This is a genomic window from Psychrobacter nivimaris (assembly GCF_009812035.1).
GTDB classification, from domain to species: Bacteria; Pseudomonadota; Gammaproteobacteria; order Pseudomonadales; family Moraxellaceae; genus Psychrobacter; species Psychrobacter nivimaris.
The window spans coordinates 99,172-113,380 of record NZ_VZIZ01000003.1; the positions used below are offsets into that span (position 1 = coordinate 99,172).

Sequence of the window (14,209 nt, forward strand, 5' to 3'; positions counted from 1 at the left end):
ATGCTCAATAAGTAGCAATTAATAAGAATCAGTCAATGAATAGTCACTAAATGGCTATTAAGTAGAATAAATAATATTAGTAGAGGGTGTGTCATGGCAGGGTATATTTTAGCGTTGGATCAAGGGACCACATCGAGTCGAGCGATATTGTACGATGATCATGCGCGTCCTATCAAAATGGTACAACAGCCAACGACGCTGCAAACACCAAGAGCTGGATTCGTTGAACAAGATGCACAGCAGATCTGGCAAACTCAGATTAGCTGTGCACATGATGTTATTAATCGGGCAGGGCTGCTTGCCACTGACGTTACCAGTATCGCAATTACCAATCAGCGAGAGTCGATTGTGATGTGGGATAAGCAAACTGGCAAGCCACTGGCTCCTGCCATCATTTGGCAGGACAGGCGTACCGCAAATTACTGTAAGACGCTCGCTGCTGAAAGTGCTAGCAATAGTATGAATGACCCTGTGCATCCGGGTGTTGATAGCGTCAACATGGCACATGAAGTTCAGCGTATTACAGGCCTGCGTTTAGACCCGTATTTTAGTGCCAGTAAGATTGCTTGGTTACTCGAAAACAACCCGAAGCTGAGTGTACGAGCCAGCAGAGGTGAGATAGCGGTCGGCACGATTGATAGTTGGCTGATTTATAAGCTCACAGGCGGTGAACATGTCATTGATGTGACCAATGCTTCTCGTACATTGCTATTTGATATCCATAAGCTGGCATGGTCAGAGACACTCTGTGACCGTTTTGCTATACCTATGCATATATTGCCTAAAGTACTACCGTCCGACGGCGATTTTGGCAAAACCAAAAAAGGTCTGTTTGCAAAGCAAATACCCATTCAAGCAGTATTAGGTGATCAGCAAGCAGCGCTCTTTGGTCAAGGTTGTCTTGATGCAGGCATGGCCAAAAACACTTATGGTACAGGCTGCTTTATGCTAATGAATATTGGCCAACAGCCAAAATTGAGTGAGCATAAACTGCTAACCACCATCGCATGGCAACGCAAAACGTCACCAATTCGTCCAGATAATTTGTCATTTGACCAAATCGTACAGTCAGGCAAACGCATGCTACAACCGCCCAAAAAGGAAGTCACTTATGCTCTAGAGGGCAGTGTCTTTATGGCGGGGGCTATCGTTCAATGGCTGCGTGATAATTTGGGTATGATTCAGCAGAGTAGTGATGTCGAGGACCTAGCCCGTCAAGTAGACAGTAGCGAAGATGTTGTTCTATTACCGGCCTTTACTGGACTGGGCGCGCCTTATTGGCGTTCTGATATCAGCGCTAGCATCACTGGTATGAGCCGCGGTACTACTAAGGCACATATTGCACGCGCTGCATTGGAGGCCGTTGCCTATCAAACCTATGATGTGCTTATCGCTATGCAAAAAGACAGCCCTCATCCTTTGACTGAGCTGAGGGTAGATGGCGGCGCTGCAAATAATGATTTGCTCATGCAATTTCAGGCAGATTTGTTGGGTGTTCCGGTATTACGTCCTAGAGATACAGAGATTACGGCAAAAGGCGCAGCACTCCTCGCAGGTTTAAAGACTGGGTTATATGACGAATCGACCATGAAAGCTTCATGGCAGGTAGATCGCGTGTTTGAACCAAGTATGTCGACTGATGCTCGTGAACAGCATCTTACTAAATGGCAACGGGCTATCAAAAGGTCCCTGATGCCGTTATAAGATTGATTTACTTAGTAAATTTATTGTGATCGTACATTTATAATTACTCAAAGTATGAGGCTGCCGTACACAAGTGTGATAAAGATACAGGCTGTAACGCAAGATAATCGCAATACGGACACAGTTTACAAAATCGGCCTATCTGTCTTTACCTATAAATTTTTATACTTCAATTAGATTTAGTAAGACCGCTAGTTTTTAGCAGATAAATAATTCAATAAATAATAAATAATTTAAGGACAATACTATGAGTAACCATGATGCTATCGATCGCAGTGAAGTAAAACATATGTCAAAAGAGACAAAAGAAGATTTAAACGCAGACATCATTACCGGTGAGCCAGGTTCACATCCAGTAGGTACAGGTATCGGCGGTGTAGGCGGTGCAGCAGCAGGTGCAGCTATCGGCACAATGGCAGGTCCACTAGGTACGCTAATTGGTGGTGCTATCGGTGCTATCGTTGGTGGCGGCGCAGGTCATGCAGCAGCTGAAGCCATTGATCCAACTCACGAAGAAGCGTACTGGCGTGCAGAGTACGCAAATGCAGATTATCATAGAGAAGAATACGATTTCGACCGTGACTTGCATCCAGCATATGCAGTTGGTTATGCGAACCGTGCTCGTTATCCAGTAGATGCTCGTTTTGAAGATCATGAAGCTGACTTAGAGCGTTCATGGCATGAAGTGAAGGGTGATTCTCGTTTGGCGTGGGATGAAGCGCGTCTAGCATCACGTGACGCATGGCATCGTGTATCGTAGTACGTGTTTTACAAGAAAGTCAGATGTTAAAAAGACTTATGAATATGACTACTGTTTACGCAATGACTTTAATAGATAGTTAACTTAACAGGCGAACGGTCTCTTAAAAAAGCTGATAATAGATTACTATTTCGTTGCTGAAAATAGATTGATTGTACGATTGGTTCTATTAATGACTTTGACCAGCAGTATGTATGTTATTTTAAAACTTCCAAAGTCAACCTTTGGAAGTTTTTTTTGGCATAAAATTTGCTATGAATATAATATAATATAAGAAAAACAGGGGACTTATGACTAATAATGACGGTAGTAAACAGTTTTATATTGCCACAGCTAATTTATTGAACTTTGCTAACCCTAATCGCATTTATTATAAGAATGCCCCAGCTTATGATAATAAAGCCTATGAGCATAAGCGACGTGGTCTGACAGATCTGCTGGCTAAAGCACACGCTGATATCATTGCCGTACAAGAAGTATGGGATAGTAATGCACTAGAAGCACTAGCTGTCGCACTAGGATTCAAACCAGAGCAGGTGGTTATTCCACTTGCAAGCAATGACACTGCAAATCCATATACTCAAGGTAGAGGCGCACAGAATACACCAGCCGTTGGTATTATTAGTCGATTTGAGCAATTAGAGACGACCTTATTAGAAGAGATTGCACCAAAAGCTGTGATTGATATCCCCGATATCGGGCCTCATCAGCATTTTAATCGTCCACCTTTGATATTGCGTGTTGACGCATATGGTCAACCAATAACGATCATCACGGCGCATCTAAAAAGTAAACGTGCGTTTTTCTTACGTGACGAAAATGGTAACCTATTAGAAGACATGGATGATCCAAATATCCGTATTCGTGCCAAGCTTCGCAGTTTGTGCATGCGTGCTGCAGAGGCGGCATCTATTCGTATGTCGATCATGGAACGTTTGCATCACACGCGTGAGCCATTGATACTGCTTGGCGACATGAATGATGTGACTGGTAGCGTAACGACCCAGCTAATGACTGAGACTGGCGAGGTTAATTATGATAAAAGTATGCGTGATGTCGCACTTTTTGACGCCGCTCGTATTCAAGCTCGCTATGGTTGGATGAAAGATGTGGCTTACACCCATATTCATCAAGGTATGCCAGAAGTGATCGATCAGTTATTTGTTTCAGAAGAGTTTTTGCCTGATAGTAAGTTTTCACTTGGTCATGTTGAACGAGTCGATTATTTTAATGATCATTTGAAATGGGACTATGACGATAGAGTGACCGATCATGGTATTATAAGGGCGAAAATAAAACTCAAAGATTAACTTTATAAAATTAGACGGTTAGCTCTATTAAATTGCTGAGCGTATTATTGTTTTTAACCTATTCATGTCCCTTGCTTGATGCTATACAAGCGTTTATGATGCCTCTGCATTGAATATAGTAGTGACCATATAGGCTTTATATTTTAGCCAACAGGCAACTATCCTTGATTTGAGGATAATTACTATTCGATGAAAGTTATATTTATAAAATAGGGCGTAACATTAAGAGATTTACAATGAGTGATAACAAAGACGAAAAGATCGAAGATGTGTTGGTAGATTCGGAATTGGCAAAGAAGCTTGTACCTAATAAGTTTAAGTTTACTAGCCAGCAAGGTCGTGCACGTCGTCAAAAACTATTGGCTGGTGCCAAAAAGTTGAGCGAAACACATGCTATTAACGATATTACGTTAGCAGCTGTGTGTGAAGAAGCGGGCATACCAAGAGCTTCTGCTTATCATTTCTTCCCTAATATTGAAGCAATATTTTTAGCATTACGCTTTTTAAATGCGATTGAAATATTAGAGATGGTAGAGACGGTCGATATTGGTAACTATGACAGATGGCAAGGGTATCTAACGGCGCTTATCGATCGTTGTATTACGATATTCCATAACGATGAGACCAAAGCCAAGCTTATCTATGACACCAATACACCTGATTTTGAAGGTGACAGCTTTGGTGAAGATATGGATCATCAAATTGTTGATCTGGTCTATAAGCGTTTGTCAGAGCGTTATGAGATGCCAAACTTCCATGATATCCAAGATATCTTGCTGATTGCTTATAGCATCGTAAATGCTATTTTTACGTTGTCTTATCGCCGTCATCAGAGTATTACTGAAGAGTATATCCAAGAAGCAAATACAGCATTTATTGCTTATTTACGTTGTTACCTACCAGAAAAGTTGCCACGTAAAAACCGCTAATTGAGCTCACCTTAAACATAAAAAAGCCGACAAATATGTCGGCTTTTTCGCGTCTAATCTTTAGCATAAGATTTGAAGTAATAGAGATTAATATTTTTAATAAAACAGCGATTATTCTAACGGTTATATGTCAAATCTTGTCCACGGCAAGTATCATCGCTCGCGTCTAAAGGCGAATACTGCTTATGATAACTGACTATTGACTTCTCTAGCGCTACATTGGTCTGTGAGTCATTTGCACTGACATAAGCTTCGCGGGCCTGTTCGAGCCAGCGGTCTGCCATGCGAAAATGCATACCAGATTCGCGCCAACCTCGTGCGCATTGATTGGTTGCTGCCCAAATTAAAGCCACTTCACTAAAAGCCATCTCACGTGGTGTTGACGCTATGCCATCACCGTCTTTAAGTGCGCTTAAAGTTGCCCATAGATCAGGGCGCATCAAGGCAGAGGTAGACGGAATATCTTGATGCAAGCCCAAGTCTTGTACCGTGTCATTATCTAGCGCTTGCAATATAGGCTCTGCCATTTCTAACGCAATTTGACCCATAGATGAGCGGCTATTCATACTGTCTTGATGAATAGCATAGTTCAACCACGCTTGCGCTTTGTAAGCGAAATACTGTTGAGCTGCTGTCTTGTCTTTTTGTTGATAAGGTTTTAATTGCGTGACCATACAATTTAATAGGCGCTGTTGTTCGCTTTGATATCTATAAGAGCGTGCTTGAGTCTGATTATCATCATGGCAGTATTTAGCCATGCTAGTTGAGTTAGCCACTTGGACAGTCTCACTCTTAGCTAAAGCTGGCTGCATAAAGGTTAACGAGAATAAAGCTGATAGTGTAACGCATACTGAGCGCTTGAAAGGTGCTGCTTTGATGGCTGAATCAAACATGGTGTAAACCTTATGTTAAGGTAATAAACGTTGGTATTATTTACCATTACTAGGGCTGACTTAATTGTTTATTGAATGACAAAATAATTCATCATAAGACAATCATGATACTGTCATAAGATTGTACTTACGACAGTATCATTAGTATCAAATAATTAAAATGCAGAATTGCTGCTTAGACGTTGGTTCTTACGCGGATCTTCACGTTTAAATAAGTCTTCATCAAACTTAAAGCGCAATCTAAAGTAAGCACCTTGCTGAGTACTGTCGTCATAAGCAATATCTTCATCTTCAAAGCCCATGAAGTTATAACCAAGTGATAACCAAAGGTTGGTCATTGGGCTATAACCCACTTCTGCACCAAGCATATAAGCCAAGTCATTTGCTTGATCATTCCAGTAAGTACCTGCTTGTAAACCAATATCCCAACGCTCACTGATGTCATAAAGACCGCGGCCATAAACAGCGTGAGCCGTATTATTACTAGTTAAGCTATCTGCTTCGTATTCTGTATACTTACCAGCATAACGTCCAGACAACGTTAAAGGACGCGTAGGATGGTAATTACCATTCCATGACCAAATCATGGTATCTTTTTGGTAAGCGTCATCGCCAGTATTATTATCATCCAAACGATATTCGAATTTTGCAAGCATATCTAACTGATTGCTATCGTAGTCACGATACGCAGCACCTAGCTGAAAACGATTGATAGTGCGATCGCCATCACTATAGTCAGTGCGTGAGTAGATATCTTTGGCTAAGAAAGTAACCTCATCAGTATAGCGATAGGCGATACCAGCACTACCAAGTAGCGTATCACTTGTTTCACCCCAACGTTTTTCAAAACGTCCTGATGCTTTATAATTCTCTTTTGCAAGATATTCAACACCGATACCTGCCGCTGTTGCAGTGTTACTTTCTTCACCTTCCAGAGATTCAACACGCTCAAATAACGTATTTAAAGTTAGCCCTTCTTGAACATACCACTTGTTTTTTAGACCAATGGCTGCTTCTGCCTCACGTGCACTGATGGCGTCACGCATGCGGTATTCGCTATAAACCTTACCATCTTTCATGTAAGTCGCGTCAAAACCAACAGTGGTACGTTGACGCTCATCTGTATCATCAAGACCATAAGTACCAGATAGGCTGTTGATCAAATCATGACGAGCGTATAGACGACCCAAGTCCCCAAGTGCTGTCTCACCGCCGATAGAAGTTGCATTACGTGAGCTATTTTCGATATCTTGCTCATATTCTGCAAATACCAAGCTATCATTCAACTTAGGTAGACGAGAGGTAATACGAGCACGAACAGTCGTACCTTCAATATCTTCTTCAGCGTTACTAACGCTGCTTAACGCTGACTGATTGATGATGTCATCATTAAACAGAGTGTCGTCTGTAATATCTACAACGTCTGTCGCCGCTTGAGTATTACGTGAGGCAGCAGTCGCGTCTTGTTTATAATAACGAACCCCAATTTCACCAACGATGTTTTCACTTAAACGATGCTCAACGCTTGCTTGCACGCCTTCGCGGCTAGCGTCAGTAGTATGCTCTTCTGTGCGTACGCCCTCAAGCTTAAGCGCGGTCTTCTTATCATTGATAAGATGAGTAATCTCGATACCAGACTCAGTACGTCCCGCTGTTAATGGAGACGCGCCAGTAACGAAGCCTTCGTCAGCGTCATTGTAATAAGCTTTTGCACGGGTGTTTTTCTTATCGTCATAGTCAAGCTCGATACGTAGTGCATCACCGTCAGCGTCTTGCACGTCTAGTTCATCAGCATTGATCTGATTACTAGGCTGATAATTTGGATTTTCAGCTTTGTTCATCGCATATTCAGCGACCAGCTTTAGCTTATCATTGAATTTAACAACACTGTTAACACTAGCCAACTCTTCTTTGTTCAATGGGTCATCGCTATTCACATAGCTACCACCGATGGCAACTTTATTCGTTAGTTGCTGCTTCGCTGCAATACCACCGACCAAATAATCTTCACCACCTTCATCAACTTCTACAGTGACACGGATATAGATAGGATTGCCTTCGATATCTTGACTAGCAATCGGTGCCGTCAAGAATAAGCTACGGCTGATAGGGTCAATCTCATAGTCAGCAAAGCGAGTAAGCGTCTCACGATTGATAATAAGCCCAGGGTTGTTAGCGTCACGAGTAATAACTTCAACCGTTTCAGAGTTTTCTAATACCGCATCGAAGTTCTCAGCCAATGGATATGGGCCTGAAATGCCCAAACCGCGAGTTTCATTTACACGTTGGCTAGTACTGGTCTCTGCTAAAAAGGCAGTCACACGCGTATTATCATCTTCATACTGGGCTTTTAGGCCGGTCAAGGTACGATTGTATTGACCAAGCTTGATGCCTTCATCATTATCGATTTGAGTTTTTAGATCGCCGTACATGGCGAACGAGCGGCCTTTATCAACGCGCACATAGAGCTTGCTGGTTGACTGCGCGTCAAAACCTTTGGCTGAAGAGTCGCCGTAGACCGGATAGTACTCACCAGGCTCGATATCACGGAACAGGCGCTCGCCTTTTTTATCACTATCATATGCAAGCGTAAGCAGATAGTCACCGCGTACTTTTCCTTTGAGGAACATCGCGGCACGACCAGAAGCTGTGTAATCATCATTACCAGCAAAGTCATTTAGCTCTTGCTCAAATGCACCTTGAGCATCGGTAATGTTGCTACCATCAAAGTCTTTTAGTGAAATAGCGCCTTCTACAATACCAACAGCAAGTAGTGGACGTAGTTGAGCGGTGAACTGTAATGGAATGATTTGTTTGCTGCTACCAGTGTCAATTACTAGCTCGCCCTTACCTGGTACGCTTGGCGCGGTGACGGGTATCAGTAGCTCACCACCGGATACGATTACTTGAGTACCAGATTGGTCTTTACTGCTGTCATTAAGGTTAATACGACCAATATTGGTATCGATAGTAATCGGAGTTGATGCAATATATGGACGACCATCACGATCTTTTAGACTAATGACTACCTGATATTCACTAATACCGTCAGCTGGTACAAGGCTGTCTTGGGTGCGATAGTCAATCGCTTGCAAGCTATCAGGAGCAAGCACTTCAATAGTTTGCTCTGAGATAACCTTGCCATTTACATCAGTAGCCACACCACGTAGAGTATTGCGTCCACGCTTTAAATCAACTGCATAATAGTCAAAAGCGATGACTTTTTGTTTTTCTTGCTCAGCGGTCTTACCGATTTGCTGTTCGGATACGGGCTTGCCATTGGCATATAGCGTGAAGTTTGAGCCTAGTGGCGCTTGTACTTGAACCAATTGCTTATGTGAGGCGAGCTGTTGACCGCTGCTCAAGTTAATAAAAGCAACCTCATTGCTTGCCACTTCTTTTAGGAACTCTTCTAACAGTTCAGCTTTTGGCTGCTTGATGGTATTGACAGCCATTTCTATACGGTCAGCACTAGGTGTCGCCATGTCATTGACGATAGCGGAGTCACATTTTATGCTCTGATCTAAGTCATCATTAGACTTACAACCACTGGCATCAACATTATCGGTCACATCACGATCATAGTCAGGCTCTAATGCCAGTTTGTTTTTTACCGCAGCTTCTAGCGCATTATTCTTTGCACTAATAGTCTTGCTACGCTCTACCAGCTCTGCATTTAGACGATCTTTGCTATCGCCCATACCACCGACGATAGCAAAGTCAGCGCGATGCAGTTCGCCATATTTTAGATCGACGAAACGGCTGCCAGCATCACCAGCATTGCGGTTACTTTGAATAACCAGCTCAGTCTCTCTAGGTATGGTTGTACGATCCACTTTTAGTACATGGGTCTTAGCACTGATACCATAAAAGTTATACTTACCTTCAGGATCAGTCACGATGAAGTTGCCGTTCTCCATATAGATACGTACACCAGCGACACCAAGTTCGCCGTCTTCTTTTTGCTGAATACCATCGCGGTTGATATCATGATAGACCTTACCGACGATAATACCATCAGTATTCATCACGCCGCGCTCAACATCAATCTTCCACTGAGCTTCTCTTGAGCCGACGCTTTGACCTTGGTCATTTCTAGCAACTGCGGTGGCGCGGTTGATACCATCGCCGCCTAGCGATGACGCACCGATGAGCACACGATAAGTAACTTTTTTACTTTCGTTAACTGCCATGTTGCCTAAGCTCAATACCTGATATTTACCATCAGCTTTAAACTCGGTGGTCTGTGCTTGATTGATATCAATATCAGTCATTGGACTAACACGTACACTGTTCTCAACGTAGTCAAAACCACGCGGTAAAGCGTCTTTTAGTTGTACATCGTAAGCAGTCGATTTGCCGTTATTGGTAATATCGATGGTATAGCTGACATAATCACCAAGCTCTGCAGTTTTGACATCGCTTTCTTTAGTGACGACTAGGCTTGCATTATTATCAATGATATTTACTTGAGAGCTCAGATTATCGATACGTGTAGTAAGATCGCTATCATTTGGTAGCTGATCAGCACCTGTGCCAACAGAAGGATCGATACAAGCTGTGAAATCAGCAGTCAACGTATCATCGACCAATGTCTGAATCATTTTATCGTCAATAGCATTGGCGTTGTTTTGTGTCGGTGCAGTTAGACGATATTTTCCTGTATTATTACCAGTTTCAATTCCTTTAAGAGAGTAGGTGTCACCTGTTGCAGGAGACTTAACGGTAATCCATACTTGATCAGGTTTATCAGATTGCACATTACACTGCGCATAACTGGCATCAATATAAACGTTGTCACCGATTTGCGAGTCGGCTTTGGTACCATCAAATTGAGGGGTAGTAAATTTAATTTCAGGCTCGATGATAAGCAGTCTATCGATTGCTTCGACAGCTGCTATTGATGGATCTTCTAATATGATAGCGCCAATTTTTATGTCGGCAGTATCGCCATCTTCACCGTTGGCATCTGATAGAGCCTGTACGATAAGCTGAATACTCTCACTCTGACCAAGTTTAATCTGAGCGCTCAGGTTATCGAGCATGATTTGTCGATCTTCTGAATCGACCTCACCATTATTATTAAGGTCTTGATAGACCTTTAAATTAGAGACAGTTGGTGATATAGCAAGTGTCAATTCAACAGTCTGATCACTATAGCTGGTGTTACTTAGTACGTTGACCCAACTTACCTGTGTATTAGGCATGACTGTGCGTAAAGCATGTTGAGTCAAACTGATACCATATTCAGGTAAATTGGAGGCTTTTACTTGTACTTGGTTTGAGTCAGTACTGATAGTCGTGCTGGTCTCACTGTCAATGTTATAGCTGGCCTGAGCAGTATTATTGATCAGCTGTACCAATGTATCAGTTGCAGCAGATGCGGTATTTGATTGCATAAGCAACATTGCAAATGACAGCGCTGAGATTTTCGCTGTACACAATGTGATGCTTTTAGACGTATTGATTACAGTAGATGTCATAATAGGTCGCTTATCCAATAAAACACAAAGGGTGTAATAAGTCTCTAGCTTGAATAATATGTGCACATTTCAAGCTAGAGGGTCTATCTATAAGCAACTATTGCTGCTTGTAGGTTTTAAGATGATTAAGTAATCATATTAAGGGTTAACTTTGATAAAGAATGTCATACTTCCTGTAGCGCCGTTAGCCAAAGTGCCTAAGTTAGTAGTAACCGCCTCGGTAGACGCGTTACCAGAATTTGCTATTGTGACAGAACCATCACCTGTACCACCAGTAGCTGTACCACTTTGGTATGTTGATCTTGACTTCCACTGATTGGTTAAATCCGATAGAGTAACACCAGCTAGGCTTGTACCACTAATAGAAGTAAAAGTATTGTTCGCTGTGATTTTGTAGTAGATACAATCACCAGGTTTTGCACTAGTAGTAAGAATAGTTGCACTACCATCAGCTTTAAGTTCTCCTTGATAAGGAGGTATTGTTCCAGAACAATCAACTTGTACTGCAGCTTGTTTGAGTAGTGTTAGTCCTTTGACATTAGTTGTATCATTAATCGTAGTTACCGCAGGAGCACCAGTACCAGTAGGTGTTAAAGTTACGATAGTAGTTTCAGTGCTACCAACAGCTGCAACCTTAGTAACATCCGTAGGATTAGTTACATTACCTGATGAAACGTTATAACTAATCGTAAACGTACCACCATTAGGAATACCGCCAGCAGGTAAAGTAGTATCGTTAAGAGTGTATGTGTTACCGTCAGTAGTGGTAGGTGAAACGCTTCTTGTAATTGAATTTGTTGAACCAGCGGGTGTATAAGTTATATTGACAGGACCGACGACAGGTCTGACATTTGCATTTGCACTGTCGTCTAGAATAGTGAAGTTTAAAGGGTTAGCAGCAGTACCTTCAGCGTCTCGACCAGTATTAGTAATAATAGCAGTGTGCGTAACTTGGCTAGCAGTACCTGATGCAGGTGCAATTTCTCTTGTCGTTGGACTACTTATTGCTATTGCACGCTTAACCGTAGATAGAGGCTGCGTAGAATCACCACCTGTACCAGTTGGAGTAGTACCATTAGTGTTTTCTATATCATCATTTGCAGGATAATAGGTAGCAGTATTTTCATTTGGATCTGTATTATCAGTACTATCAATGATAGTAACATTGCCTACAGGGGCCTCTACACGAGCATGGTTGATTGTAGGTAAAACAAGTGTCTCATCTGCATCTTGTAAAACCCTGAAAGTAACAGTAACGACTGCACCAACTGGTAGATTTACATTACCAATCTCAAAGCTATCAATGGCGCTACTTGTACCTTTACTGCTTGTAATAGCAGCATTACCTATTGTTCCCTTTGTGCCACTTGAAACTAGCAACCCTGAATTGTCAACAGTAGTAACTATTGAACCTGCTACTAGCTTTAGACCTGCTGGTAAGCTATCAATAATTTTTATATTAGTAGCATCAGCAGCGTAAGCAGAATCCTTGTTGTTTTTGACTGTAATGGTATAAGTCGCTTCATCAGTCAAATCGCTAAGATTCAATGTTTTCGTAACTCTCTTAACAATACTGAATACAGGAAGTTTAACAATGCTCTGGTTTTCATTGGTCAGTACAGTTCCAACACCAATGAAAGCACTTGAAGCTGTCAAAATACCTACACCTGTATTACCGCCAATTTGATTTGCACTAGGTAAAGATGCTTGATAAGTTAACTCTGCAGTTAAACCCGGTGCCAATTTAATAGTGTCACCACTGGCTATGTTTCCAGCTACCACTGTGAGTCCTAATGCTTGTCCTTCAGCTAAGGTTAAAGCGGTACCATCTGAAGTACGCTTAATAACAAAGCCAATAGTATCGCTGTCAGCTTTGAAAAGATAATTTGGACTTGCTACTGTGTTAAGAGTAGTGTCGTTTACAGCTTTAGCAGTAACTGTATAAGTATCAGTTACGTTACCAGTATTGCTTAAGGAGTGAACAAAAGTATTCTTACCACCAAGAGTAACTGCTCTATTTGCATTTGTATCGATAGTATTACCATTAGTTGCTATTAATGAAAAATTAGCCGTTTCTTTAACATTAATGGTAACCGTATTAGAAGTAACCTTCGGCTGAGCAACAGTACCGACGCTATAGCTTGCGGTTGCTACGTTGTCAATAGGAGCAGCAGTACCAGTAACACCATTAGTACTAGCTGTAGCAGCATGTGCAGTATTAATTCCCATTACTGTAGCGACACCGACGGCAAGCAAGCTATAGTTAAAAGTATTTGATTTCATGTAATGCTCCAGAATTAAGATTAAAGGTTGAAACGTCAAAAGAGTAAAGGTTTAATGTCTATCGAATTAATTAACGGTGGTATTGAGAGCAACGGCAGCAGACTTCTTAGCTGGTAGTAACTTAATATTCCAACGCAGAGTGCGGTATTCAGAATATGGAATCTTGACCATCTTGCCATCAACTTTACGCATTAGCGGCATATCAGCATAGTTTTTACCATCAGTGCTGGCTTGTGCGCTTATAGGCATCGCATCACCAGTAAATGTCATGTTGGCAGGGATAGGTAGGGTTACCATCAAGTCGTTAATGTCTTTATTAACAGTATTGGTATAATTCGCTTTATACTGAATCACAGTACCTGCTGGTGCAGTACGTACTGGTGTATAGACCGTTTTACCTTCCGCATTCTTTATAACTTGATTAGCTGTTAGTTCCATTTTTAGGGCGTCTTCAGCATGCGCTATATTTAGTAAAGAGCTAGAAGCTATAGTGGCCAATAGAACATTGCGTAGAATCTTGAAACGTTTCATATAAAATCCTTTCTTATACCGTTGCTATCATTGGGCTATTAATGTTTTGGGTCATAATAAAACTATCTACAGTTTCATATGAGTATTGTCTGCAAAATGCCTATATTTCCCATTGAGCTATTGTCACGTAACCGATACAAAGATTCACTATAAAGACGACAAATGGTAATTCGAGGTAGCTAAACGGTAAAAAGCCCTGTCTGGGTAGACAGGGCCTTTTTTGATTAGAAAGAAGAATAGTAATATTTTAAAGTTGTGAACCGCCCCGACTTTATCGGAGAGTGATTTACTTGAGTCAGGCAGCGATGCCTGACAG

At 41.7% G+C, this 14,209-nt stretch carries 8 protein-coding genes; 4 read left to right on the top strand and 4 right to left on the bottom strand.

Going from position 1 to position 14,209, the window contains the following annotated elements; genetic code table 11:
* Positions 1–93: 93 nt before the first annotated feature.
* The 4 genes from glpK to FQV37_RS01180 all read left to right on the top strand — a co-directional run bounded on the left by glpK (position 94) and on the right by FQV37_RS01180 (position 4,703).
* On the top strand, positions 94–1,704 hold the full coding sequence (gene glpK / locus FQV37_RS01165; RefSeq protein WP_160020945.1) for a glycerol kinase GlpK: 1,611 nt from the start codon (positions 94–96) through the stop codon (positions 1,702–1,704).
* Between the two features lie 247 nt (positions 1,705–1,951).
* Complete coding sequence (locus FQV37_RS01170) at positions 1,952–2,464, top strand: hypothetical protein (protein ID WP_160020946.1); 513 nt, start codon at positions 1,952–1,954, stop codon at positions 2,462–2,464.
* 290 nt (positions 2,465–2,754) lie between these two features.
* The gene (locus FQV37_RS01175) at positions 2,755–3,774 is read left to right on the top strand and encodes an endonuclease/exonuclease/phosphatase family protein (RefSeq protein ID WP_160020947.1); all 1,020 of its coding nucleotides are present in this window, start codon (positions 2,755–2,757) and stop codon (positions 3,772–3,774) included.
* 236 nt (positions 3,775–4,010) lie between these two features.
* Positions 4,011–4,703 (top strand): TetR/AcrR family transcriptional regulator, encoded by a 693-nt coding sequence (locus FQV37_RS01180; protein ID WP_160020948.1) that lies wholly within the window; start codon positions 4,011–4,013, stop codon positions 4,701–4,703.
* 116 nt (positions 4,704–4,819) lie between these two features.
* On the opposite strand, the gene FQV37_RS01185 is transcribed toward FQV37_RS01180, so the two are convergent.
* The 4 genes from FQV37_RS01185 to FQV37_RS01200 all read right to left on the bottom strand — a co-directional run bounded on the left by FQV37_RS01185 (position 4,820) and on the right by FQV37_RS01200 (position 13,893).
* Positions 4,820–5,596: a hypothetical protein gene (locus tag FQV37_RS01185; RefSeq protein WP_160020949.1), complete on the bottom strand. Its 777-nt coding sequence runs from the start codon at positions 5,594–5,596 to the stop codon at positions 4,820–4,822.
* A 155-nt stretch (positions 5,597–5,751) separates the two neighbouring features.
* Positions 5,752–11,079 (bottom strand): DUF11 domain-containing protein, encoded by a 5,328-nt coding sequence (locus tag FQV37_RS01190; RefSeq protein WP_160020950.1) that lies wholly within the window; start codon positions 11,077–11,079, stop codon positions 5,752–5,754.
* A 138-nt stretch (positions 11,080–11,217) separates the two neighbouring features.
* A complete protein-coding gene (locus FQV37_RS01195) occupies positions 11,218–13,362 on the bottom strand; it encodes a beta strand repeat-containing protein (RefSeq protein ID WP_160020951.1) in 2,145 nt (714 codons plus the stop codon).
* A 66-nt stretch (positions 13,363–13,428) separates the two neighbouring features.
* Positions 13,429–13,893, bottom strand: a complete 465-nt coding sequence (locus FQV37_RS01200) for a hypothetical protein (protein WP_160020952.1) — start codon at positions 13,891–13,893, stop codon at positions 13,429–13,431.
* Positions 13,894–14,209 lie beyond the last annotated feature (316 nt).